Below are 26,358 nucleotides of genomic sequence, written 5' to 3' on the forward strand. Positions count from 1 at the left end.
AGGATGCCAGGATCTGGCATATCTAATCCTGAAAAATGGAGGTTTAATATGGCAAAAGAAGAAATTTTAAGCGCTTTAATGGATGCTGTCGTCGAAGGAGACGACGACCTTGCAGAAGAATTCGCACAGAAAGCTCTTGACGAAGGAGTCGACGCATATGAAGCGATCATTGATGGTCTCGCAAAGGGCATGAACGTAGTCAGTGACATGTACGAGAAGGGAGAAGCCTTCGTCCCCAGCCTTCTGCTCGCAGCAGATGCAATGTATGCAGGTATGGAGATCCTGACCCCTCACATAAAGACTGACGCAACCACTGTTCCAAGGAACGTCGTCGTTGGTACTGTTGAAGGTGACGTGCACGACATCGGTAAGAACCTCGTCAAGACAATGATCACCGCTGCAGGCTACAATGCAATTGACCTCGGTGTCGACGTCCCACTCGATAAATTCGCAGAAACTGCAAAGGAAAATAAGGCAGTTGCAATCTCCATGAGCACCCTGATGACCACCACCATGGGCGGCATGGAAACTGTTATCGAACAGCTTCAGGAAGCAGGCCTCAGGGACTCCCTCGTAGTCATGGTCGGCGGCGCACCCATTTCCAGGGAATACGCAGAATCCATCGGAGCAGATGGCACAGCCGGTGACGCAAGCGGAGCAGTCGAAAAACTTGCCTCCCTCCTCAGCGCACTTCCTGCCGATACATGGAGCGAAGCCTCAGTTTCAGCAAGCAAGATGAAGTACAAGGAAATCCTCGCACAGAAGGGCACCAAGGAAGAAATCGACGTTGGGCTCATCACCGCAGAGAAGATCCTCGCAGAGTACGACTCCGTTGTACCCAAGTTCAATGAGACCATGACCAAGAAGGAAAGGTTCGTCTCCGCATTCCAGGACAAGAAGGTCGACAGGCTCCCGGTAGCACCTCTCATCTGCGGTCTCTCCAGGAAGTTTGTACCCTGCACCTACGCAGACTACTCCACCAAGGCAGAAATGTATGCAGCCAGTGCAGTCGCAGGTACCAAGTACTTCAACATTGACAACTTCGTAGGCCTTACCGACCTCTGTGTTGTCGCAAGTGACTTCGGTGCAACCATCAGAGTCCCTGAAGAAGACACCCCTGCAGCAATCGGTCACCTTGAAGACTACGAAACCATGGAAATCCCCGAAATCAAGGAAGGAACCCGTGCATACAACCTTATTCAGGGTAACAAACTCGCAACCGAGAAGGCAAAGGCAATTGATGCACCTATCACAGCTCTTTTCGAAGGCCCAATGGTAGCCCTGACCCAGATCATGGGAGCAACCCGTGTCCTTTCTGACCTCAGGACCAACCCCGACGTTGTCCTCAAAGCCCTTGACCAGACCACCGAGTACTGTAAGGAAATGGCCAAGATGATGTTCGAGGAAGCCCAGCCCGACAACCTCTGTCTGGCAACTCTCTGGACTAACAACATCATCCTCGGAGCAGACGAATACATGAAGACCGAAGGAAAGGTCATGCAGAACGTCTTCGCCCCACTCTACAAGGAGTACAACAAGCCCATGGTTGTCCACAACTGTGCAGATGTCCCTCACTGGGACCTTATGAGCAAGTGGAACACCCAGTACTACAGCTACACCTTCTACCCCGAGCAGGTAAGCAAGGGCTCCAAGGACCACAAGTACCTCATTGAGAACTACGGCAAAGATGTCATGTTCGCTGGGGAAGTCAGTCCTATCGCATTCATGGACAACAGCCCCGAGAACATATCAAAGATCAGGAACGACACAATTGACCTCCAGAAGAGCGTCCTGAACACTCTCAAGGAGAATGGAATGCAGTCCAAGTACGTGATTGCAACCGGTTGTGAAGTCCCACCAAGAGGTCCATGTGACACAGTAACTGCCCAGTCCTACACTGTAGCAGAAACCGGTCCGGAACTCTACAAGAAGATCATGGGATAAACCCACTGATATCACCCAGTTAAAAAAGGCAATGTAAAAATTGCTGTTTGAGGGGACGGGCATTTTTGTCCGTCCTCTTTTTTATGAAACTTTATGTATTTCCGGAAGCTTTCCGGGCCTTATTAAGAATGACACTTGTATAAGTGAAATTAATTCTGCAGATTCCGAAAAATAAATCCAGCGAAATCTTTATACATTAAGTCAAATCTCCATACATTAGATCACAGATAAATAATTCAAATAAAATATCCACACATTAAGTCAAAACCCCATATTTTAAATCAAATAGTCACACATTCAGTTAAACCTATAGAATTCAAAGAAAATAGAATTCAATGGGATTTCCACACTCTCTCCACACGAAGTCCTGAATTACAAGGTAAAATATCACGCTGATGACAATGCCCATCCCTCTCAAAAGGCATTGTTATCCAATCTCCAAAAAAGTGAGTAGACCAGAAAAACTTCCCTAGAACACATATTTGCCATTTTAACGTGCCTTAGGAGAAGTAAAGTCTAAATCCACGGAAAAACGGTTCAATGCTCTCAGCCTCAAACCTCCAGGCAGGAGAGGGCAATGAGCCGAAAAAAAATAAGGAAAGAAGCACTGTTCAAGCTCTGTTGCCATTTTAAGAGCTGAAAAAGTGCTGCCAATCCTGAAAAACCTCCAAAAGATCGGCATGCCCCGGAAACTGCAGGAATCCTCCGAGCAGGAAAAGGGGCAGAAATCCGATTATTGATAATAGAACGTCAACGTTACCCGACAGTCCAGGGATCTTTTTTCTCATGCTCTGTTTCCTGGCAGGGTTTCATTCTATCACTTCAACACCTGTATAAATCCATGAATCTCTTTTAATCCATGAATCTCTTTTAATCCACAAATCTCTTTTCTACAAGCTTTGTTTTGTGAGACTCTCTGAATCTTATTTTTACAAGCTTTGTTGCCATAGCAAAAGAATGGGCTGAAGGCGCATATTTGTCTTCAGAAAAAGCATTTCTGCATGGATTTATATAATTTGTACACAGATATTTTAACTGAAAAATATAAAAGTGATCCAGCCTGTAATAAATATCCAGAAGAAGCCAATTATGAGGCTTAAGTAACAAAAGGATTTTTGATGGCAGGTTTAAATGGCAGATCCAGACCTGAGAGACCGTTTTCTGAATACCCTGACAGGAAAAGCTGTGGATAAAGTGCCAGCTCTATCGGTTACCCAGACCGGGACCGTAGAACTCATGAAAGAGAGTGGAGCTGCATGGCCTGAGGCTCACTTTGATGCGGAGAAGATGGCAGCTCTGGCACTTTCAGCCCACACTTTTGCAGGCCTTGAAGCTGTGCGCTACCCTTTCTGCCTCACTGTGCTCTCGGAAGCCATGGGATGCAGGATTAATCAGGGAAGATACGATATCCAGCCTTCTCCGGGGTCTCACCCTTTTGCAAAGGAGCCGGAAAAACTGGAGCTTCCCTCAGACTTTACGGAAAGAGGAAGAATACCACTGATTTTTGATGTGACTTCCATCCTGAGGAAAAAAGTAGGAGAAGAAGTTCCACTTATAGCAGGTATGGAAGGTCCGGCATCCCTTGCTTCAAGATTGATTGGTACGTACAATTTCCTTACCTGGACACTTAAAAAGCCCGAAATATTAAAAGAATGCCTTGAAGTCACAAGAGCAGTCTGTTCCATATACACAGAAATGCTTTACGAAGCCGGAGTAGATGCTGTCTGCATAGTTGATGGGATAGCAGGGCCTGACACGCTTGACCCCAGACATATGGATGCCCTTATAAAACCGGAGTATGAAAGGTTCTGCAGGTCAGGAAAAGGAATAAAACTCATACATGTCTGCGGGAACTCAACCTCTATCCTTAAAACTCTTTCAAGATGCGGTTTTCAGGGGATCAGTATAGAAGAAAAAGTAACCGACCTGCGAGCTGCAAAAAAACTTGTTGGGGGAAAAACAAGCCTGATAGGAAACCTTTCCTCTTCAGGAGTAATGCTAAACGGAACCTGCGAAGAAATAAAAGAAGAAGCAAGAAGATGCCTGGAAGGAGGAATTGATATTCTTGCCCCTGGATGCGGGATTGCCCCGAAGACCCCTATAAAAAATATAAGAGCACTTATTGAAGCGAGAAACGAGTATTATAGATAACATTATAAAATAAATAACATTGCAAAAGAAATACATTGCAAAAATCAGAAGTTTTTATTATTACGATCCTTTTTTTACGAAGTTTACTGACAAATATGTTGTATATGCCTTAAAAGAAGGGCCTCCGGAAATCAACCCCCCGGAAAAATCAATGCACCCTCAAAAATCAGCACCCCTGCTAAAATCAAGACCCTTCACGACAAGCCCCGAATTATGTTATATACATTTAAGACTAAAACTTAGTTAAAGACAAATTAAATAATAGTGAAAACGCTGCGCAGCCCATTTCACTCCCTGGATTATATCCAGTCCATAACAGCCTGATACAGCGGATAGGCTCCAATTTATTTTTTTTCAATTTTCAATCGCTGCAAGTGAAGTAAGAATTTTCAATCGCTGCAAGTGGAGTAAGAAAAATGTATGGGATCGCACTTGACCTGGGAACCAGCGGCTTTAGAGCGCAGCTTATAGACCTGGAAACAAAAAAAGTAGTAAGAACCGCAATGACGATGAGACACCCTCTTCCGGGGGGCAATGTGATCGACCACCTGGACTTTGCCCTTGAAGTAGGGGAAGATATTGCAAACAATATCGTACTGGACGCAGTAAAGAAGATCATTGAGACCCTGAATGCAGATCCAGCTAGCATTAAGAAACTGGTGGTATGCGGAAACCCAATCCAGCTTTCCCTTTTCCAGAACTCTGAAATAAGAGACCTCGCCTTTGCCGGAAAGAACATGCAGAAAAGGCTTGGAGTCGAGAATGTGGACAGGAGTGCCAGGATCTTTCCGGCATCCGAAATTTTCAAAGGTGTTCTGGACCTACCGAATTGCGAAATAACCGTACCTCCGGCTATCGCCCATGAGATAGGAGCCGATGCCCTGGCGATGATGATCGAAACCGATTTCCTGAACCAGAAAGAGGTCTCCATTGTCACTGACTACGGCACGAATGCAGAAATGGCAATAAAAGTAGGGGACAGGATCATCACCGGCAGTGCGGCTGCAGGGCCTGCCATAGAAGGGCAGGGAATCAGCTGCGGGATGATTGCAAGCCCGGGTGCGATTTCAGACGTGAACTCCGAAGGGGAATACTGGCGCCTTACGGTCCTGAATGAAAAGATGGAAAGCAAAACCGGAGACCTTGTAAACCCGGTTACTGGGGAAATCCTTGAGAAGGGCGAAATCGAAGCTGTAGGTATTACCGGTACAGGCGTAATTGCAGTTATCGCAGTTGCCATGGAAACGGGCCTTATGGAGCAGCCCCCTAAACTGCCCAACGGGAAGCTGATCCTTGGAAAAGACATAGAAATCACCAGCGAAGATATTTCCGAAGCCGGAAAAGCTATAGGGGCAATCCACGCAGCCCAGCTTGCACTTATTCTGGAAGCCGGAGTAACCTTCGAAGAGCTCGAAAACGTCTACATGTCCGGAGCCACCGGAACATACGTGGACTGCAAGAAAGCCAGGAAAATCGGCTCCTGCCCGGATTTCTCAAGAAAAGCCGTACAGTTTGGAAACACTTCCATGGCCCTTGCCAGGGAAATCCTCCTGGACGAGTCCAGGCTCAAAGAGGTCATCGCCCTTGCCGGAACTATAAAAGCCGACCACCTGATGATGGCGACCAGCGAGACCTTCAAGAACATCTACACCTGCGAACTTTCCTACTGGACCGAGGGCATGAACATGAAACTGTACAAAAAGTTCATGAGAATGTACAAATATCCCCCTCTCCCGGAACCCGTAGAGAATGCAGTACTGGAAAAAAGGGCAGCTAAAGATATCGAGGAAACAGGAAATGTCCCGGTAGAGATCGTAGAAGACGTGGGGATCACCCTCGAAGTCCCTGTGGAAGGCTGCCTCTACTGCAAGCGCTGCAACGAGGAGTGCCCGGAAAATGCCCTTGTAACCATCGAGAAAAACGGAAGTTTCTTTGCAAGCTGCAGGACTCAGGACTGCCTTGGGACAAGCTGCAGGCGCTGCGTACGGGCCTGCCCGATAAAAGCAATAGACTTCAAGAACATCGCAGCTCTGAGTGTAAACGGACTTCAGAGAGACAGTATGACCGGCGGAGTATATTGAAAGGAAAACTCTAAAAACATATCAAATAGCAGGGGCTTTGAAAATGATAAAAATAAATGTATCTTCCTGCATGTGCGGTTTTAGCCATACGATAATGGGAAGGGTGAAAGGAGACAGGATTATCATAAAGATCGATACCCCCTGCGAAAAATTCAAAGAACTCACCTACCTGGAATTCCCTCTTCAGGGACTGCCCGAGAATCAAAGTAATCTCACCCTGGAGATGGAAAGACAAACGGACTGCTCCCTCGAATGCACTAAGGAATGCGCCATGGACTGCACCCGGGGATGCCTTATTCCCCATGCAGTGTTCAATATCTGCAGAATAGAAAGGAAGCTTCCGGAAACGCCTATTCTTGAAAGTACGGAATACACAGTTTCAGAGTGCAGTGACTATTGATAAGTGACTTCCCAAGAATGATGCATTGAAAACTGGATTATTTTTCAGGGCTAAAAAAGTCAGGAAGGAATTAATTCCTTCCTACTAAAATTCGAATTATTTTTTCTCTTTTGTCTGCCGGTACACCAGGTATGCCCCTATAATAAGGAGCAAGAACAGAATCGATATCGAGAAACTGATCTTGTGCCCGGTTTCCTGCCCGCTGACCCCTTCCTGATCAAGCTCCGTGGTGTTCTGCCCCTCTTTGTCAACATCAAGCTCTCTTGAACCCGAAGCACTATTTTCTCCTGAATCATCAGATTCTCCCGAAAGAGCAGAGTCCGTATCTTCATTCCCGGCATCATTGACATTTCCATCCTCAGCTGCCGAAGAAGCAGGAACAATAGTAGCCGAACCGGTCCCATGACCTCCCCTGTGTGGAGTGGAGACAGGTGGTGTGGAGATATTCTCGCCTGTTATGGAGAACGGGGAAAAGCCCGGAGTCTCTGCACGGAAATAGTAATATTTTGCATCTGAACCGGTCTCCCAGGTATTAAGAAGCTGCCATTCCCCATCGTGGTATCTGTTCAACCGGACAGTACCCGGAACAACTTTTTCCATCCAGGACCTGCTGACTCTGAAATCAATAAACTTTGAGTCGGAACCGATCTCATTCATAACCGTATGGTTGCTGAGGTGAATGTTCATATGCTGGTAAACATCACCTTCAGGGTTTTCTGAAACCTCAGACGCCCTATCTTTCAGGACTTCGACAAAAATGGAAACATTTCCGGCTGAAGAAGCATTGAAAGAGACTCCGAGGATGCTGTTGTCACCGGTATTGTCCGGGTCCTCCGTGAAATCAAAGGTCACAGATTCGTTCCTCTGTACTTCCCTGACCGGCAGCACTACCGTGTTATTGATATTTTCTTTGCTTTCCGCGGAATCTGTGATAATGAAATTCCAGGTATGGTTTATAGCAGCACTGCCGTTTGAAACTCTGGTGGTTACGGCATACTTGCCCGCAAAGAGACTGCTGTTTTCAACACTTGTGTAATTGTTCTTGAAATCCCCATTTTTCCAGAGAGCTTCCGGGGAGAGGACAAGAGACGCATAAGCATTATTTTCCGCATTCCCTTCAGAGGACTCTTTCCCGTTCACGTACCAGGTGAAATTACAGAGCATATGAGTTGAGATGTTGAACTCCTGGTCAGGGTCTCCCACGTGCAGCAGTTTCAGAGCTTTCGGGTTATAGTCAGCAATCGGGGTGACTGTGACCTCGTTTTCACCTTCAACGGGTATGGATACCAAATCTTCTGCCGAAACGTTCCCTTTGATTTCGAAGATCCCAAAGTCCGAATCAAACGGAGCTTTCAGAGTGTAAATCAGCTGCCTGGACTCGCCTGCCGAATAGTTTTCCCAGACCCATTTATTGGAGGACGAGTCGAATTCAGCGCCTGCGTTGTCTATGGGAATCAGAGTCCAGCCCGCAGGAATATCTTCGACTACGGCGAGGTTCTTGAGGTCCCAGGCAGTTTCAACGGAAAGGTTTACAGTAAATTCCTCCCCGGGATAAACGCTTGTTTTAGACAGATTCCTCTCTGAAATTACCGGATGTGCCAGGACGTTGATGCAGTCCTCCACAACCTTCGTATCATTTCCATAAGCGTTGGAAACGTACAGGGTCACATCATAGCTTCCCGGAGTTTCATAGGTATGGACCGGGTTTTTCCCGGTGTAATCGACCTGCCCGTCCCCTTCAAAGTCCCATTCCCAGGAAACGGCATTGTAAGACTCATCGGTGAAGCTTACAGTCAAAGGCGCAGGGCCTCTGATAAGGCTTGCCGAAAAGTTTGCTGCGGGAGGGAAGGGCTGTATTGTAACATTGATGAAGTCTTCAACGGTCTTATTTACCGTTGTCCCGTTTCCGCTTGCATCCAGAGTGACATTATAGAGGCCGCGTTCCTCGTAGGTGTGCACAGGATTTCGTTCATTTGAGCCGCTCCCGTCCCCGAAGTCCCATTCAACTGATTCGGCATAGCTTGAATTATCCATAAACTGCACAGTCAGTGGATAAGGGCCAGTGGTCACGTTTGCGCCAAAATCAGGGATTGGGAGAAGGGTGACGTTGATGTAATTTTCAACTGTCTTTGTTACGGAAGTCCCGTTGCCGGTTGCAGTCAGGGAAACCGAATACAGGCCAGCAGCAGAGTATGTATGGATCGGATTGAGTTCATTTGAGCTATTCCCATCACCGAAATTCCATTCAAGGGTTTCAGCGTACTGAGACTCATCAGTGAACTTAACTGTCAACGGGAAAAGTCCTTCAGTAATGTTTGCACTGAAAGCAGGGACGGGAGGAATGGTCACATTGATGTAACTATCAATGGTTTTAGTCACTGAAGTTCCATTTCCGGTTGCTGTAAGGGAAACAGTGTACAGACCAACTTCCGAATAAGTATGAACAGGATTCAGGCCAGTTGAACTGCTTCCGTCTCCGAAGTCCCATTCAACAGACTCAGCATACTGAGACTCATCACTGAACTGGACTGTTAGCGGGAAGGTACCCTCAGTAACATTGGCACTGAAGTCAGGAACAGGAGGAATTGTAACATTAATACAGTTTTCAACGGTTTTTGTAACGGCTGTTCCATTTCCGGTTGCTGTAAGGGAAACCGTATACAGACCAGCTTCCGAATAGGTATGAACGGGATTCAGGCCGGTTGAACTGCTTCCGTCTCCGAAATTCCACTCAACAGATTCAGAATACTGAGACTCATCAGTGAACTGGACTGTTAACGGGAAGGTACCGTCAGTAACGTTTGCGCTGAAAGAAGGAATCGGAGGAATTGTAACATTAATACAGTCTTCAACGGTTTTTGTAACAGATGTTCCATTTCCGGTTGCTGTAAGGGAAACACTGTACAGACCAGCTTCCGAATAGGTATGAACGGGATTCAGGCTGGTTGAACTGCTTCCGTCTCCGAAATTCCATTCTACGGTTTCAGCGTACTGAGACTCATCAGTGAACTGGACTGTTAACGGGAAGGTACCGTCAGTAACATTGGCACTGAAGTCAGGAACAGGAGGAATTGTAACATTAATACAGTCTTCAACGGTTTTAGTCACTGAAGTTCCATTTCCAGTTGCAATTAACGAAACAGTATACAGACCAGCTTCAGAATAAGTATGAACGGGATTCAGGTCAGTTGAACTGCTTCCGTCTCCGAAATTCCATTCTACGGTTTCAGCGTACTGAGACTCATCAGTGAACTGGACTGTCAATGGGAATGTGCCTTCAGTGACATTGGCACTGAAGTCAGGAACAGGAGGAATTGTGACATTAATACAGTCTTCAACGGTTTTTGTAACGGATGTTCCATTTCCAGTTGCTGTAAGGGAAACAGTGTACAGACCAGCTTCAGAATAGGTATGAACAGGATTCAGGCCAGTTGAACTGCTTCCGTCTCCGAAGTTCCATTCTACGGTTTCAGCGTATTGTGATTCGTCAGTGAACTGGACTGTCAGCGGGAATGTGCCGTCAGTGATGTTGGTACTGAAATCGGGAATTGGCAGCGCTTGCACGAATATATAATCTTCCCGGACAGATGTATTGGAGCTGCCTACCGAATTATTCACTGTTAGTGATACAGTATGATATCCGGGCTCAAAATATGTGTGTGTGGAGTTTTGAAGCTCCGAACTGTTTCCGTCTCCAAAGTCCCAGCTCCATGATGCTGCATTTTCGGACCTGTCATAAAAACTCACAGTAAGGGGCTGGACTCCCAGGGTCACGTTGGAATCAAAATTTGCCACAGGAAGAAGCAAAGGAGCGGTCCATTCGACGCTTGCCTGATTTGACGTGACTGTCTCGCCTGCGGTGTTCACAAAGCTTGCTTCTATAAGGTCAGTACCCGTGAAAGTCCCGGAATAGCTGAAATTAGCCCTTCCGGCTGCATCCGTTGTAACAGAGTTGCTCTGGCCTGCATTCGGGCCTGAAACAACTGAGAAATTGACCTCTTTTCCCTCGAGAGGATTTCCGTCATCGTCCTGCACCACAGAGGCGAGGGTATATTGAGACCCGACAGAAACGTTTCCGGAAGCAGGAGACAGGAGAATCCCTTCGCCTACCATCGCAGTAGTTGATTTCAGGAAAAAGTATGAAAAGAAGATATTGTCATCCGTAGAAGGGTTCTTAGTGAATACCGTGATATTTGTAGTTCCATCGTCTACGAAAGGTAGAATATTGTAGAGTTCATCATCTGTTCTTGTGTCCACGGGATGTCCAGTGGGGTTTGCTGGATTTTCGGTACTGTCATCCAGCCCTCCTACGGTTATAAGAGCACCGTTTGCAGCTGCTCCATCGTCCTGCCCACCAGCTGAAGTTGTCAGTTGCTTTCCGCATACAGTAACTTCACTGTACTGACCGGTTCCCTGGTAACTGAAAGATATACCAAGTCCCATCCCTATCATTAAATCAGGGTTACTTTTGTCGATGCTTTCTGAGAGCCTGATATTGAAGGTGTCCCCTTCAGGATTCTGACATCCAAACATCAGTATAACTGTATTATCTTTTACCTGGTTGGGGTCCTCAAAGATTACTATTAAGACTTCTCCCTCAGAAGACGCAGGACTGGATTCTGTTATGCTGAAGTCAATCCTCCCTGCCGGAGCTGCATCAACTATGGGCTTAACAAACGATGTAACGTCTGCCCAATAGTTATTAGCCGAATAGGCTTTATCACTCCAATATACTGTATTCCCATTAATCAAAACACTTCCGTCAGAGATAGGGCCAGGCGGCATTCCAGCACCAGTAGCGATAAGATACGCACTTCTAACAGTTGCACCTTCAGGTTTTTCCACCTGAATAATCCCACTGCCGTCGGTGCCAAGCCCATCCACGGAGAGACTAATTTTCCCTGTCTCCGTGACCATTGGCTGCAAAGAAGTGCCAGCCGAGTCTGCCCCGACAAGTGTGTGGGGAATTTTCAGAATAGAATCTTTTTCCAGGGCAATGCCCGGGGTCATTTCATTTTCTGCACTTACCTGTAGAGGAAATGAAGAGAACAGAATAAAAGCTGCAAATAAAATAGAAATGGCTTTTACAAGAGTTCCGGATTCGGATTTCATTTTTCACACCTAAAATCGTTTTCAAAGTAAATTTGTTACAGTTAAAGAGCAAGGTTTGGCTAACAAATATAAGACGGGATGAAAATTTCAGAAAAATATATTAGATAACCAGAGAAATTAATAGTTAAATACAATTCCAAAATATTTGAATGATTATATTAAATTTTTAAATAAGTATGAGACTTAATAATATAAAAAAGTTAAGTTTAAAAACATAACAATTAGAATAAAAAATGATGATGAATAAGCCTGCATAAGCCGTTATTCAGAAAAGTAAAAATATAGAGATTCATATGAATCAATCTTCCGCAGAAGTCCACAAAAATGAGGGATAAAGTACTAAAAAATTTGTAAATTAGAACACCCTTATGTACAAAAAATAGAAAAAATATTACATGTGTTATAAAAAAATAATTAAGTGAGTGTAAGAAACTGCTTACCCTTTATCAGCTTCAAAAAAGAGAATACTCAATTACTCAATAATACTCAAATAGCCAATAATTAAAGAAAGTAGAATCCTGAAAAATGCATTTAAAATCTTGAAAAAGTGGCTTTTAATGTGTTTATCAGGTTGAATATTTCCAGATACCAAAAAGCACATTGTATTAGAAAAAGAGTCAAGTGACAGAAAAAGAGTTAAGTGCCCGGAGCGTGACTCGAACACGCGACCTCCAGATATCTCAGGAGATTAAAGACGCCTCATATAAAGTCCCTATGAGTCTGGCGCCCCAACCGACTAGGCTATCCGGGCTTGCAACACACAAATGTATTAACATATATTAAAGGTTAACGATCGGAATTGGGGAAAATGGGGTTTTTCATTATTTTTGATGTGAAAAATATAACTCAAGAATGGAAAAGATAAAATGGTCAGTTCTCAGAACACATGAAGAGCATCAGTGAACACGTTATGTTAGAGGTGACATAATAGGGTAATATATAATAAAAGGAAATTATCTGGATATAGCCTATATAACGATTAAAAATATAATTAATAAGTGATATATAAGCTTTCAGGACGATTTTTAAAAACAGGGAAAGCAGGAAAGAGCGCCCGTCAGGGACTTGATCAATTATATCCAAACACATAGGCTGTAAATAGATGTAAATCTGGATAAATATATATAAATCATATAATTATAATGAATGATCGAAATAGACCTTCAGTCAAAGGAGCTGCCCGGAAGGTTCCATTTTCCATGCCGGTAAATCCTTTAAAAAATCACTATCAGAAGGAATTAGTTCCGATTACACTTTCGAGAAGTTAAGTCTTCAATAAATCAGCTCCAACAATACTATTTACTAAATAGTTAATTCAGGGCATTTAATTCCAAACTGAGCTCTTCCAATTTCCCATTGACTCCAAAACTAAAATCTCTCGAGACAGTCACCGACCTCAGATTAACCATCAGTCCTGAGCAAGGTACCTGAGTTTTCAGGCCGAAAAGGTGTTAGAAAGTAGAGAATTTGGGATTGACACTTAAAAAATTGACACTTAAAAAATTGATTCAGCTTATTGAGATACCTGGATTATATCCCAGATGAGGAATTTCCATGAAAATAAAAGCAAATCTCATATCCGGAAGGACCGCCGACCAGGGCGCACATCTGGAAGCAAAAACACACAAAGGTTATTTTGATGCCTGTGCTTACTGCGAACTGAACTCCGCAGACCTTGAGAGGCTGAGTGCCTCTGAGGGAGACAGCCTGAAGGTTACCACCGAGTTTGGGGAAGTGGTGGTATTTGCAAAGGCAAATGAAGGGAATCCAGATGGCCTTGCCTTTATCCCTATGGGTCCCTGGGCAAATGCAGTGCTGAGCCCTGACACACATGGCTGCGGGATGCCAGGATTCAAAGGTATCCCTGCGGAAATAGAGGTCACGGATGAAAAGCCTCTGGACATGAAGTCCCTGATGAAGAAGTATTTAGAAGATTAAAGGTCCCCTGAAACGAGAAATTCACATTTTCATCCAGGTCCGGAGAAACTGGAAAAATTCGGAGGAAAAAATATGCCAGTAATTAAAGACGCAGTATGTTCCCTCTGCGGGTCCCTCTGCGACGATATCACAGTCACTGTTGAAGATAATAAGATTACAAAAATAGAAAATGCCTGCATTCTCGGGCACAGCAAGTTTGTCGGCATGTTCGAGCATGACAGAATAGAAACCCCGATGATCAGAAAAGATGGGGAACTTGTGCCTGTCTCCTATGAGGAGGCAATCGAAGCTGCCGCAAAAATCCTGGTAAATTCCAGGAGGACACTTTCCTACGGCTGGTGCTCTACCTCCTGTGAGGCGATCAGCGGAGCAATTAAGCTTGCCGAAGAAACCGGTTCAGTCATAGATTCTACAGCAAATGTCTGCCACGGGCCATCAGCCCTTGCTGCCCAGGAGAAAGGGTCTCCTTCAGCCTCCCTTGGAGTAATAAAGAACAGGGCAGATGTAACCGTATTCTGGGGCTGCAACCCTGTGCATGCGCACCCCAGGCATATGTCCCGTTACTCAAGCTTCTCAAAAGGCTTCTTTACCGAGAAAGGACGGAAAGCCAGGACAATGGTAGTTATTGATGTCAGAAAAACTGACACTGCAAAACTCGCTGATAAATATGTGGAAATTGAACAGGGTTCAGACCTGCTCCTTGTAACTGCTCTCCGCTCAATCGTAAACGGGCATGAGGATGTCATTCCGGAAACCGTTGCAGGTGTTCCTAAGGCTGAAATCATTGAGCTTGCAGAAACTCTGAAGAACGCAAAGTTTGTCTGTATTTTCTTCGGTATGGGAGTCACCCAGTCCAGATCAAAGTACAAGAACGGAGATGCCGTGTCTTCTCTTATTTCTGACCTTAACCAGCACACAAAAGCCGTAATGATCGGAATGCGTGGGCACTATAACGTTACCGGTTTCGGGCAGGTAGCAACCTGGGAGACAGGTTTCCCGATGGCGATCGACTTTGCAAAAGGATATCCCTATTACAACCCCGGAGAAACCGGAGCAAACGACCTGCTTGTGCGTGAAGAGCCGGACGCTGCAATTATAGCTGCAGCTGATGCCGGAGCCCACTTCCCCCAAAAAGCAGTCAGGCACCTTGCAAGGATTCCTGTAATCCAGATTGACCCGTATGCCAACCCTACAACCGAACTTGCAGATGTGGTGATCCCATCGGCAATTGTAGGAATCGAAGCAGAAGGGACAGCTTACCGTATGGACGCAATTTCCCTCCGCATGAAGAAATTGATTGATTCAGAATTCAAGACCGACGAAGAAATCGTAAAAGACCTGACTACAAAGGTCAGGGAACTGAAGAGAGGTGCATAAGATGTCGGAAATCCTGATTAAAAACGCCAGCGTCTGTGATCCGGCGCAGGGAATTAACTGCGAGACTATGGACATCTGCATCAGAGACGGCAAGATAGTAGACAGTGTCTCTGGAAATGCGAAGGTTATCGATGCAGAAGGCAAGCTCACCATGGCAGGGGGCTTTGACGGGCACACCCACAGTGCAGGTAAAATTAACGTGGGCCGCTTCATGAACCCCAACGATGCAAGGAAAAACCTTGTACCCGGACTTTCGGGCCAGGTTGCACGCACTGAAAAGACCAGAGCGCAAGTAGGGTACAACACCCCAAACACTTACGCAATCGGGTACAGGTATGCAAAACTCGGGTACACAACTATCTGTGAGGCTGCAATCCCCCTTCTTTCTGCAAGGCACACCCATGAGGAATTTAAGGAAATCCCTATCCTCGACAAAATGGGACTCTCACTCTTCGGAAGCAACTGGCAGGTAATGGAATACATCAGGGACAAAGAACCTGAAAAACTCGCAGCCTATATTGCCTGGGGCCTGAAAGCCTCAAGAGGCTACGGAGTAAAGATTGTAAACCCCGGAGGCGGAGAAGCCTGGGGCTGGGGCAAGAACGTAAGCGGACTCTATGACCCCGTCCCGAACTTTGATGTAACCCCTGCAGAGATTCTCATGGGCCTTGTAGAAGCCAACGAGCGCCTGCAGCTCCCTCACTCCGTACATGTGCACTGCAACAACCTTGGAAAGCCCGGAAACTATGCAACCACCATAGAGACCATGAAGCTTTTTGAAAAGGTAAAGCCAAGCAGGGACAGACAGTCTCTCCACGTTACTCACGTGCAGTTCAACGCCTATGCAGGCACTTCCTGGAGGGACTTTGAGACAGGGGCCCCAATGGTTTCAGATTACATTAACGGGGCAGACCACCTGACTTTCGACCTTGGACAGGTCATCTTTGGCCCTGCAGTGACCATGACTGCAGACGGACCTGTAGAATACGCAAACTCAAGGATGCTGCATGAGAAGTGGAGCAACCAGGATGTCGAACTTGAAGACGCGTCCGGTGTAGTGCCCCTCTTCTATTCCCCAAAAAGCTTCGTAAATGCAGTTCAGTGGGCTATCGGGCTTGAGCTTGCTCTGCTCGTAAAAGACCCCTGGAAAGTCATGTTCACAACAGACAGCCCTAACGGCGGCTCTTTCGTGAACTATCCTGAAGCCTTCACCTACCTGATGAGTGCAAAGAGAAGAGCAGAGGTTATCTCAGGCTTCTCCAAGATGGCTCTTGACAGGATGGTGCTGCCGGGAATCGACAGAGAATTGGACTTCTACGAACTTGCTGTCATGACAAGGAGCATCCAGTCAAAGATATACAGCAGGCCCGAGAAAGGAAACCTGAAAGTAGGGTCAGATGCAGATATTGCAATCTATGACATCCTCCCAGGCCAGATTGACCCGACTACAGAGTACGAAAAAGTTAAGAAAGCTTTCTCAGGTACCGCATATACCCTGAAAGACGGGCTGGTCGTTGTAAAAGACGGAGAAATCGAAGACACCCCGAAAGGAAGGACTTACTGGGTGAATGCGAAGGTCCCTGCAAACATAGACAGCTCCATGCAGAAAGATATAGACCTCAAGTTCAAGAAATACTACACTGTGAGCAAATCCAATTACATGGTTGAGGATATGTATCTCCATAAGCCTGTTGAGATCGGCACAGAAGGGGTGTTCTAAATGCAGGTTGTAAAACTTTCCCTCAAAAAAGCAAATAAAATCCCCATTGAAGCCGATAATGTAAACCCTGACAACTTTGCAGGCAAGACCACGGAAGAGATAAAAGCGATTCCTGTCTTGTACGGAAACGGACAGTGTCCCCTCGGAGACTTCTTCAATGTAGAGGTAGAAGGCAGCGACTCCGTGGAAAACACAAAAATCGTTTTCGAAGGCGATGTCTCCAGGGTAAAGCGAATCGGGCAGAACATGAGCGCCGGAGAGATCGAGATAAACGGCAACGTGGACATGCACTGCGGCTCTGGCATGAAGGGCGGAAAGGTCGTAATCAATGGCGATGCTGACAGCTGGCTCGGCTGCGAGATGGCAGGCGGAGAGATTATTCTCAACGGAAACGCTTCCTATTACGTGGGCGCAGGTTACCGCGGAGAGTCCTGCGGCATGCGCGGAGGAAAGATTACCGTCAATGGCAATACGAAGGACTACCTCGGAGAACACATGTGCGGAGGAGAGATCCTCGTAAAAGGCGATGTAGGGCTCCTTCCCGCAATCTCAAACAACGGCGGGAAAATAGTCATTGAAGGCAAAGCAACCATGCCTGCAAGCGAAATGAAGAACGGTACAGTCATCATCAACGGTGAGGTATCCGATCTGCTTCCCTCTTACAAAGAAGAAGGGACAGAAGAAGTCGAAGGCGTTACATACCGCAAGTTTGTAGGTGATGTTAACGTTGGTGGAAAAGGCGTTTTGCTTATAAAGTGAACGACTTAAAATAAATGTATGGCGGATAAGAGACCGAAGTATAATAGACTCTGCGGAGTTTCTTTCTTATCCGCTTTACTACTCTTTTTGTACTCCCTGGTTAATTGGGTTGGTATTATTCCGAAATGGCCTTTTGTTGTATCTCCTTTTCCTTCTTTCCACGCGTCACACCCTGCTTGAGCCCGCCCTGCGTGCCGTAGATAAAAGCAAAAGCATTAGGCATGCTGGAAACCTGATACCAGATATCAATTGTGTATATCAACTGAGTATACAACTGTGTAGTTAGGGATGCCCGTTCTTTTTGCCTACCCGAATTGCGACTCGCCCGAATTGCGACTCGGGAGTACGCGATCCTTTTCGCTGCGCTCAAGAGGACTAATTTATGAGTTTTAGCAGTGAGCTTCACTTAAGAGAGCTAATACGGACTAAGGAAAAAGAAATAAGAAAAAAAGAGATCAGAAAAAAGAAGGAAAAAAGCTGAAAGGTGTCAGCTCTACTGAAAGAAATCAGTATCCTGTTGCTTCTGCCAGCTGCCTGATAGAAGCTTCTTCAGCAGTATTTCCGAAAACTTTTATCACATAATTTTCATTGCTCCAGATATAGGAGTATCTGGGAACAGTTTCTCCTCCGGATGTGATGTAATTGGTGATTTTCACAGCGGAGTGCCCGTTAAAGGACTCATCCGTAAAAGGGGAGCCTTCACTTAATGGGGGGAAGGAAGCCTTGTATGCAGTGATGAGATTATTTGCAGATTCCTCATCTTCAAGCTCGATCACATCTATATAATAGTCAGTTTCGTTAGAGTCTTTGTAGATCCCTTCGGAGCCGTTAAGGACCCCTGAGACATTTTCAGCTTTGTAATCACTTTTAATTTCATCTGTGGAGAGCGGAAGGGTATCAACATACTCAAAGCCTGCAGGAAGGGTTTCAAGCGTGCTTATTCCAGCTGTATCTTCATCAGAAATTGCGTTTGTTTCCGGATTGTCCGAATCTGTCCCGTTAACTGCAGGGGTGTTGTTATCCACGCAGCCTGAAAACGCGATCATCAAAACCGCAAACACAGATATTAAAGCTATACTTTTTTTCATGGGATTTCACCTTGATCCGTAAAACCCTGAAAAACCGGGTGGTTTAAAGAATCAGGATTTCAGAATTAAAAAGATCGTCAGAACTAAGAAGTCTGCAAATAAAAAGTTATCTGCAAAAATAAACCAAAAAAGGATTTGAAAGAGAGAAGGGCAAGGAAAACCCTTCACTCAGAATTTAGTTGTTCCTCCTGAAGAGGTAGACGACTGCAAGGAGTCCGACAAGGCCAAGGACAACTCCGAATCCAGGAGCACCTTCTTCTGCCGGGGTTGTTTCGCCCTCTACGGGTTCAGTTTCTCCTGCAGTTGCTTCCTCAGTTGGTTCTTCAGTTACACCCTCACCTGGAGTTTCAGTTACGTCCTCATCAGGTTGGGTTACTTCCTCTCCGATTTCGGTTTCATTATATCCAGGAAGTCCCACGGTTTCGTTTCCTACACCGAGAATCCTCACAACGAATGGGAAGTACCTGAGTTCATTGACAGGAGTGTCACCTATTTTGAAAAACATACCTTCAGCGATTTCCTCTTCGGAGTCCAGGGTCAGGGTGAAGGTATCCTCATTGCTGATCGTGAGGGTTGGACCGTTGATGGAAACGTCGTCGAGGTTACCAAATTCGTCGTCAGATTCGATGGTCATTGCGTTTGCGTAGTCAATGAGCCAGAGACCTTCGATCTGGGCAATGCTGTCGACTGCGCCCTGGAAGACCTGGTTGACATGCACTCTCAGGACAACAACATCGTCTTCGTCCTGGATGTCATCGAGTTCGACTTCCCAGGTATTGGCGCCTGTATCGACTGAGATAATTTCGTCATCTACGAATTCTCCGTCTTTGGTGAATTCGAGCCAGACTTTCTTACCGTCAACATCGACCTGCCTGGCTTCGATAGCATAGCCTTCGCCGAGGTCGAGGAGTTCGCCGGTTCTGATGGTGTACTTGTCATCACTGTCAAGGACGAGCTTTGAAAGTTTGTCGGCTTTTTCGGGTTTAAGCGGGACATACTTCTGTGCGAAGAATCCGATAACAGGGTACTGGTTCCAGCCATCTGCTGCATTATCGTATTCGTAGGCAACGTTCTCAATGCTTGTCTCGTAAACAAGGTCGCCTTCAGGAATCACGTTTCCGTCAATGTTGGAGACACTGAGTGATTCTGTTTCGACATTGTCATCAATATCGTAGAAGAAGCCTGCAAAGTTAGATGCATCCCAGGTGAAGTTACCTGCACCGAAGGAGGCGGCTCCCCCGATCACATGGACACCTGGCTCTTTGACTTCCAGCATGAGATAGAACCTGAGCACATCGGAGCTGGTGTCAGCTGTCTTGAAGGACACGTTATTAAGAATTTTGTCTGTGCTATCCCTGGTAAGGGTGATGGTGTCCTTGTTGGTAACCATGAGAGTGTCTCCCATGATAGAAACATCATCTAATTCTCCAAATTCATCATCAGACTCGATGGTTATTGCGTTTGCATAGTCAATAAGCCAGAGACCTTCAATCTGGGCAATGCTGTCGACTGCACCCTGGAAGACCTGGTTGACATGCACTCTGAGGACAACAACATCGTCTTCGTCCTGGATATCATCAAGTTCGACATCCCAGGTGTTGTCACCGGTATCGACTGAGATGATTTCGTCATCTACGAATTCTCCGTCTTTGGTGAACTCGAGCCAGACTTTCTTACCGTCAACATCAACCTGCCTGGCTTCGATAGCATAGCCTTCGCCGAGGTCGAGGAGTTCGCCGGTTCTGATGGTGTACTTGTCATCACTGTCAAGAACGAGCTGGGCAAGTTTGTCAGCTTTGTCAGGTTTGAGTGGGATGGCCTTCCGTGCGCCGAAACCGATCAGGCTGTAGTTGTCCCAGCCAGCAGCGGGGTTGTCGTATTCGTATCCAATCGGCTGAATCTTGGTTATGTAAACAAGGCCGCCCTCTCCAATGACGTTGTTTTCAGTACCTGGAACATCGACAATGAAAACAACCTCGGTTGATACGTTGTCGTCAATGTCATAGTAGAATATTGGAAATCGAGAAGCATCGATTGGAAGGATGGTACCGTTGCCATATGTATCAATAATATCGTCGATATCAGAGCCGTTGAACACTGAACTGCGGACCTCAATTACATCTTGTGCACTTGCGGCGGATGCAAATACAGTAAGAAGCATGAGAACAGCCAGTGATACTGCCACAAATCTCTTCATTTTATTGTTTCCCCCACGTGTTTGTTAAGATATATCGTATGTAAGAAGAAGTGTCAGGATCGACCACTTAAAGGGTTTCACCATTCTTCACCAGATCAGACTTGTCCATTTAGTCTATTCCCGAAGAGGATTTCATTCCCCTTTTATCCCTCTAAATTGGATTACAGAGGCATTATCGTCCACGAAGCCTGAAAACGCGACCATCAAAACCGCAAATACAAATATTAAAGCTATACTTTTTTTGGCTTTGTGGAAATCCGGCACCCCATATATATCCAGATGATAGTATATATTAGCCATAATATATAATAGATTAATGGAAAAACGAGGAGCAAAACCAGAGTTCACCGATGTCCTCTGTCCTAATCAAATTGTAAATTTTATGGCATTTCCGGAAAAGGAAAGATCACAGGAACGGCACATATCAAATCAAGAACAAAAAAACCAGGGGTTTAAAGAATCAGGAATTCAGAATTAAAAAAAATCTTCAGAACTAAGAAATATGCAAATAAAAAGTTATCTGCAAAAAGTAGACTCAAAAAAGAATTGAAAGAGAGAAGGGTTAAGAAAACCCTTCAATCAGAAAATTTAGTTGTTTCTCCTGACGAGGTAAACAACTGCAAGGAGTCCTACAAGACCAAGGACAACTCCGAATCCAGGAGTGTCTGCTGGTTCTTCTTCGGTTGGTTCGCCCTCTACGGGTTCAGTTGCGTCCTCTACGGGTTCAGTTACATCCTCGGTTGGTTCCTCGGTTGTTACTTCAGTACCATTTTCTGCAGGCTCGGTCTCAGATGGAGTTTCATCTACTTCCGGACCTTCGTCGCCAATGGTCTTCTCAACGTATGGGTAGTACCTGAGGTCGCTAGCAGAGGTGTCAGCGATCTTGAAGTACATGCCCTGACCAATTTCCTCTTCGGAGTCCCTGGTCAGAGTGAAGGTGTCTTCATTGCTGATCGTGAGGGTTGGACCGTTGATGGAAACATCGTCGAGGTTACCAAATTCGTCGTCAGACTCGATGGTCATTGCGTTTGCGTAGTCAATGAGCCAGAGACCTTCGATCTGGGCAATGCTGTCGACTGCGCCCTGGAAGACCTGGTTGACGTGCACTCTGAGGACAACGACATCGTCTTCGTCCTGGATGTCATCAAGTTCGACTTCCCAGGTGTTGTCACCGGTACCGACTGAGATGATTTCGTCATCTATGAATTCTCCGTCTTTGGTGAATTCGAGCCAGACTTTCTCACCGTCAACATCGACCTGCTTGGCTTCGATAGCATAGCCTTCGCCGAGGTCGAGGAGTTCGCCGGTTCTGATGGTGTACTTGTCATCGCTGTCAAGGATGAGCTTTGCAAGCTTGTCAGCTTTGTCAGCGTTGAGTGGGATGTATTCTTCTGCAAAGAAGCCGATAACAGGGTACTGTCCCCAGTTTGCCTTTGCGTTGGAGTACTCGTAATCAACATTCTCGATGGTGGTCGAATAAACGAGGCCGCCTTCAGGAATCACGTTTCCTTTAATACCGGAAACTTTGAGGGATTCTGTGGAGACATCGTCGTTGATGTCATAGTAGAAGCCAGCGAATTTGGTTGCATCCCAGGTGAAGTCACCTGCGCCGGAGGCGACCTGTCCTCTGAGTTCATAGGTGCCGGGCTCTGTGATTTCCTTCATGACGTAGAACCTGAGCACATTGGAGCTGGTGTCAGCGGTCTTGAAGAACATGCCCTCAGCGATTTCATCTGCGTCATCCCTGGTAAGGGTGAAGGTGTCTTCGTTGGTGATGGTAAGGGTTTTACCGTTGATTGAAACATCATTGAGTTCGCCGAATTCGTCGTCAGACTCGATTGTCATTGCGTTTGCGTAGTCAATGAGCCAGAGACCTTCGATCTGGGCAATGCTGTCTACTGCGCCCTGGAAGACCTGGTTGACGTGTACTCTGAGGACAACGACATCGTCTTCGTCCTGGATGTCATCAAGTTCGACTTCCCAGGTGTTGGTGCCAGTACCGACTGAGATGATTTCATCATCTACGAATTCTCCGTCCTTGGATAATTCGAGCCAGACTTTCTCACCGTCAACATCGACCTGCTTGGCTTCGATAGCATAGCCTTCGCCGAGGTCGAGGAGTTCGCCGGTTCTGATGGTGTACTTGTCATCGCTGTCAAGGACGAGCTTTGCGAGCTTGTCAGCTTTGTCAGGGTTGATCGGGATGTACTTCTCTGCGAAGAAACCGATCAGGCTGTAGTTGCTCCAGCCATCTGCTGCATTTTCATATTCGTAAGCAACATTCTGAATGGTTGTTGAGTAGACAATTCCGCCTTCTCCAATGACATTGTCTTTAGTGTCAGGTTTTTTAACAATGGAAAGGGTTTCGGTTGTCACATTATCGTCAATGTCATAGTAAAATGCTGCAAACTTAGTTGCATCGATTGTAAGGGTGTTACCAGCGCCATATGTATCAATAATGTCGTTGATATCAGAGCCATTGTACACTGGGCCACGGATCTCAATTACGTCTGCTGCACTTGCGGCGGATGCAAATACAGTGAGAAGCATGAGAACAGCCAGTGATACTGCTGCAAATCTCTTCATATTATTGTTTCCTCCATGTTTGTTAAGATATATCGTATGTAAGAAGAAGTGTCGGGATCAAACACTTAAAGGGTTTCACCATTCTTCACCAAATCAGACTCATCCATTTCGTCGATTGCCGAAGAGGATTTCATTCCCTCCTTATCCCTCTAAATTGGATTACAAGTGTTCTATAAAATAATTGCATTATTAAATCTTTTGTGGTCTATTTCAGGGGAATTAAAGAAGAAAAGCGCAAAACAACGATACAAATGACGGTAAATGTCGAAAGAACCCGGGCAGAATATTCGTCAGAGGTTAACAGAGAAGATGAAGTAGAAATACTTATAAAACACTATGGAAAAAAGGTAATGTGTTTAAAGAGGAGTAACTAAATAATTTGAAACAATACTAATTTTAAAAAACGATTATGTAAAAACACCATTTATTCAATGTTGATCCATTTTGAAAACCTATTAAATCAGGTAAAAATATCGGCACTTCGCACATGCCATCCTTTTCTCAACTGCAGAACCGAAGCAGGGCATTATTAGTCTGACAGTCTAATACATCCCAGATTATACGTGAGCAGGCATCTTCTAAAAAGAGACTGTGTTTGAATACTCCATAATAGGCTGTCTTTTACATGTACTCTAGATACTGAACACACGGACAGCAGGAAAAGTGGCAGTTTAGAAATTAGTCCGGTAAAGCTGGCAAATTTCGAGGATTGGGGGTAAAAGTAAAAATAAACTTTTGAAACAATTCAGTTATTTTTCGCACGGACTTTCATTAGTTTTATAATAATAAAAGTAAAAAAATGTCTATTTCACTCGGTGTATAGTATAATCATACAGAATATTAGAAATTGACGATATAAGAGAGGAAATATAATATAAGAAAAATATATAAAAGAAAAGAGTAGAAAATAATCTGAAGAAAGGATGCCCTGAAAATAAGGCACCTGACATTATACAGATAACCTATATAAGATCATATTTTATACCTGAACAATGCAACATAGGATTAAAAACAACATGGGGTATCAGCTTTGGAATGTCAAGATATTATCCAGAATATCCTCTGCAGGATTAAAGCCATCAAAGGCGTGGAAGATACGTACATTTTGAATGAAGAAGATAAAGAGAAAATATTTGAGCTCGAGAAAAAAGCCGAAGGGGCGGTCTTGATGGGCATGGGAATCGGAGATAACCAGGGGATCAAAGAGGTTTTCAAACGCCAGGTAATCATTGCCTTTACAACCAACATGGACTACGTCTGGCCTGAAGGACCAAATGTAATTCTAATGCAGTATGGGGAGAAAGTAGGTGAAGATGTCTATGACCCCGAAAAACTTGAGGAGTGTAAAAAGTGCAAGGATATGATGGTGATGGGAAATTTTGTAATTTACAGAAATGCAGTACCAAAGCCGCATATCACAAAAAAAGAACCGATGACTGTTGTACTCCCTCCCCAGAGTTGTAAAGAAGTAGAATGTGTGAGCAACGTGGCTAATACCGTGCTCGCGTCCCCATCCACCCCTTCAGACGAGTACATCAGATCTGTAATGGGTCTCAAGCCACAGGTAGGGCAGGGGACTTTTATCATCGGATACGACATCTGCTGATCAAACTGGACCTGTGGATGGTTACAGAAGTAAATAAAAAGGTCTGGAGAAAATAATCAAGCACACGATACAGACATGCCTGCGAGATGTTTCAGTCTTCATTATGCATATACTATACTCGACGTTGTGTCTATAGATATAATACAATAATATAACAGCAAAAATTGAGTGTGCTATACAATAAAAAATGAAAATTCAAACAAACGATCTTTAGTATAAAAGATAAAGATCGAAAATTATCTTTTTTTAGAGAGGTACAGCAGCAGGTTTCAATATTTAGGAGCAATAAGGACTAATCCCCGCCATTTCAATGGTGGGATACAACCCGTCAACTTCGACATAGTAACATTTATTTAGGTAAAATTGCCTAATACCGCATTATGCCTAAAGTAACTCGTTATAGAATCTATCCAACAAAATCACAAGTTACAAAGCTGAATTCTACTTTGGAACTGTGTAGATGGGTATATAATGAAACTTTGGCATTAAGAAAAACTGCATGGGAATCTGAACAAAAAAAAATCAGTTATTACGATTCTAAGAAAATGATCCCTATCTGGAAGAAAGATAAACCAGAACTTAAAAATGTTCATTCTCATACTCTTCAAGATGTAACTATGCGTGTAGATCTTGCCTTTCAAGCTTTTTTCCGTAGAGTTAAAGCAGGAGAGAAAGCAGGATATCCACGATTTAAAGGTAAAGGCTGGTATGACAGTATTACTTACCTACAATCTGGATTCTCCTTAAATGGTAATATGTTAACCCTCTCCAAAATCGGAGACATAAAAATCAAAATGCATAGACCACTTGATGGTAATATTAAACGCTTAATTATCAGGAGAACTTCAACCGGAAAATGGTTCGTATCAATCCTCACTGATATTGAAACTTATCAACCACTTGAATATTCTGATAAGTCAGTAGGTATTGATGTTGGAATCCTCTCTTTTGCAACTTTATCAAATGGAACTTACATTCCAAATCCTAGATTCTACATTCAAGAAGAAAAAGCTCTGGCTAAAGTTCAGAGAAGTTTTTCCAAAACTGAAAAAGGAACTCCTGAAAGAGCTAAATTGAAAAAATCGTTATGTAGAGTACACGAACGCATTTCTAACAAAAGAGAAGATTTCGTTCAAAAACTCAGCAAAAATCTCGTTGATAATTACGGTACAATCTGTTTTGAAGATCTTAACATTAAGAACATGTCAAAAAATCACAATCTGGCAAAGCATATCCTTGATGCAGCCTGGGGTAAACTTGTAACTTATACTTCCTACAAAGCTGAGAACGCTGGTAGAAAAGTAATACTTGTTGATCCTAAGAATACTTCAAAGTTGTGTTCAAATTGTGGTATGTTGGTAGAAAAAGATCTGTCAGAAAGAACTCATAAGTGTCCTTT

The 26,358-nt window shown here is 44.8% G+C and carries 14 protein-coding genes and 1 tRNA gene; 10 read left to right on the plus strand and 5 right to left on the minus strand.

What is annotated here, in order from left to right; all coding sequences use genetic code 11:
• Window positions 1-48: 48 nt before the first annotated feature.
• From EO93_RS03480 to EO93_RS03500, 4 genes are all read left to right on the plus strand, one after another.
• A complete protein-coding gene (locus EO93_RS03480) occupies window positions 49-1,944 on the plus strand; it encodes a uroporphyrinogen decarboxylase family protein (RefSeq protein ID WP_048161137.1) in 1,896 nt (631 codons plus the stop codon).
• A 1,131-nt stretch (window positions 1,945-3,075) separates the two neighbouring features.
• Window positions 3,076-4,095: a methylcobamide:CoM methyltransferase MtaA gene (gene mtaA, locus EO93_RS03490; RefSeq protein ID WP_048161138.1), complete on the plus strand. Its 1,020-nt coding sequence runs from the start codon at window positions 3,076-3,078 to the stop codon at window positions 4,093-4,095.
• 416 nt (window positions 4,096-4,511) lie between these two features.
• Window positions 4,512-6,176, plus strand: a complete 1,665-nt coding sequence (locus EO93_RS03495) for a methylamine methyltransferase corrinoid protein reductive activase (RefSeq protein WP_048131784.1) — start codon at window positions 4,512-4,514, stop codon at window positions 6,174-6,176.
• 43 nt (window positions 6,177-6,219) lie between these two features.
• Entirely contained in the window at window positions 6,220-6,576 is a 357-nt protein-coding gene (locus EO93_RS03500; protein WP_048131782.1) for a DUF6951 family protein, read from the plus strand.
• 96 nt (window positions 6,577-6,672) lie between these two features.
• On the opposite strand, the gene EO93_RS03505 is transcribed toward EO93_RS03500, so the two are convergent.
• On the minus strand, window positions 6,673-11,688 hold the full coding sequence (locus tag EO93_RS03505; protein ID WP_048161139.1) for a PKD domain-containing protein: 5,016 nt from the start codon (window positions 11,686-11,688) through the stop codon (window positions 6,673-6,675).
• Between the two features lie 641 nt (window positions 11,689-12,329).
• Window positions 12,330-12,439: transfer RNA gene (locus EO93_RS03510), tRNA-Met, on the minus strand.
• An 803-nt stretch (window positions 12,440-13,242) separates the two neighbouring features.
• On the opposite strand from EO93_RS03510, the gene EO93_RS03515 reads away from it, so the two are divergent.
• The 4 genes from EO93_RS03515 to EO93_RS03530 all read left to right on the plus strand — a co-directional run bounded on the left by EO93_RS03515 (window position 13,243) and on the right by EO93_RS03530 (window position 17,482).
• Window positions 13,243-13,626 (plus strand): molybdopterin dinucleotide binding domain-containing protein, encoded by a 384-nt coding sequence (locus EO93_RS03515; RefSeq protein WP_048134851.1) that lies wholly within the window; start codon window positions 13,243-13,245, stop codon window positions 13,624-13,626.
• A 72-nt stretch (window positions 13,627-13,698) separates the two neighbouring features.
• Window positions 13,699-15,003 carry a formylmethanofuran dehydrogenase subunit B gene (locus EO93_RS03520; RefSeq protein ID WP_048134852.1) on the plus strand — a complete coding sequence of 435 codons (1,305 nt, stop codon included), beginning with the start codon at window positions 13,699-13,701 and terminating at the stop codon, window positions 15,001-15,003.
• A 1-nt stretch (window position 15,004) separates the two neighbouring features.
• The gene (locus EO93_RS03525) at window positions 15,005-16,723 is read left to right on the plus strand and encodes a formylmethanofuran dehydrogenase subunit A (RefSeq protein WP_048134853.1); all 1,719 of its coding nucleotides are present in this window, start codon (window positions 15,005-15,007) and stop codon (window positions 16,721-16,723) included.
• Window positions 16,724-17,482: a formylmethanofuran dehydrogenase subunit C gene (locus EO93_RS03530; protein WP_048161140.1), complete on the plus strand. Its 759-nt coding sequence runs from the start codon at window positions 16,724-16,726 to the stop codon at window positions 17,480-17,482.
• A 506-nt stretch (window positions 17,483-17,988) separates the two neighbouring features.
• Here EO93_RS03530 and EO93_RS03535 read toward each other — a convergent pair.
• From EO93_RS03535 to EO93_RS03550, 3 genes are all read right to left on the minus strand, one after another.
• Window positions 17,989-18,570 carry a hypothetical protein gene (locus tag EO93_RS03535; RefSeq protein ID WP_048134856.1) on the minus strand — a complete coding sequence of 194 codons (582 nt, stop codon included), beginning with the start codon at window positions 18,568-18,570 and terminating at the stop codon, window positions 17,989-17,991.
• 175 nt (window positions 18,571-18,745) lie between these two features.
• Window positions 18,746-20,767, minus strand: coding sequence for an S-layer protein domain-containing protein (locus tag EO93_RS03540; RefSeq protein WP_048161141.1), 2,022 nt, complete (start codon window positions 20,765-20,767; stop codon window positions 18,746-18,748).
• Between the two features lie 588 nt (window positions 20,768-21,355).
• Window positions 21,356-23,353 (minus strand): S-layer protein domain-containing protein, encoded by a 1,998-nt coding sequence (locus EO93_RS03550; protein ID WP_048161143.1) that lies wholly within the window; start codon window positions 23,351-23,353, stop codon window positions 21,356-21,358.
• A 1,030-nt stretch (window positions 23,354-24,383) separates the two neighbouring features.
• Here EO93_RS03550 and EO93_RS03555 point away from each other — a divergent pair.
• Window positions 24,384-24,959, plus strand: a complete 576-nt coding sequence (locus EO93_RS03555) for a hypothetical protein (RefSeq protein WP_048161144.1) — start codon at window positions 24,384-24,386, stop codon at window positions 24,957-24,959.
• 380 nt (window positions 24,960-25,339) lie between these two features.
• Window positions 25,340-26,358 (plus strand): RNA-guided endonuclease TnpB family protein (locus EO93_RS03560; protein WP_048161145.1); only part of this gene is annotated, 1,019 nt, incomplete at its 3' end.

The sequence above is a fragment of the Methanosarcina sp. 1.H.A.2.2 genome (assembly GCF_000979975.1).
In the GTDB taxonomy this organism is placed as follows: domain Archaea; phylum Halobacteriota; class Methanosarcinia; order Methanosarcinales; family Methanosarcinaceae; genus Methanosarcina.

Excerpts from the sequence above, each read along its gene's own strand:
- EO93_RS03480 (WP_048161137.1), top strand. The coding sequence starts at position 49 with ATGGCAAAAGAAGAAATTTTAAGCGCTTTAATGGATGCTGTCGTCGAA.
- mtaA (WP_048161138.1), top strand. The coding sequence starts at position 3,076 with ATGGCAGATCCAGACCTGAGAGACCGTTTTCTGAATACCCTGACAGGA.
- EO93_RS03495 (WP_048131784.1), top strand. The coding sequence starts at position 4,512 with ATGTATGGGATCGCACTTGACCTGGGAACCAGCGGCTTTAGAGCGCAG.
- EO93_RS03500 (WP_048131782.1), top strand. The coding sequence starts at position 6,220 with ATGATAAAAATAAATGTATCTTCCTGCATGTGCGGTTTTAGCCATACG.
- EO93_RS03505 (WP_048161139.1), bottom strand. The coding sequence starts at position 11,688 with ATGAAATCCGAATCCGGAACTCTTGTAAAAGCCATTTCTATTTTATTT.
- EO93_RS03515 (WP_048134851.1), top strand. The coding sequence starts at position 13,243 with ATGAAAATAAAAGCAAATCTCATATCCGGAAGGACCGCCGACCAGGGC.
- EO93_RS03520 (WP_048134852.1), top strand. The coding sequence starts at position 13,699 with ATGCCAGTAATTAAAGACGCAGTATGTTCCCTCTGCGGGTCCCTCTGC.
- EO93_RS03525 (WP_048134853.1), top strand. The coding sequence starts at position 15,005 with ATGTCGGAAATCCTGATTAAAAACGCCAGCGTCTGTGATCCGGCGCAG.
- EO93_RS03530 (WP_048161140.1), top strand. The coding sequence starts at position 16,724 with ATGCAGGTTGTAAAACTTTCCCTCAAAAAAGCAAATAAAATCCCCATT.
- EO93_RS03535 (WP_048134856.1), bottom strand. The coding sequence starts at position 18,570 with ATGAAAAAAAGTATAGCTTTAATATCTGTGTTTGCGGTTTTGATGATC.
- EO93_RS03540 (WP_048161141.1), bottom strand. The coding sequence starts at position 20,767 with ATGAAGAGATTTGTGGCAGTATCACTGGCTGTTCTCATGCTTCTTACT.
- EO93_RS03550 (WP_048161143.1), bottom strand. The coding sequence starts at position 23,353 with ATGAAGAGATTTGCAGCAGTATCACTGGCTGTTCTCATGCTTCTCACT.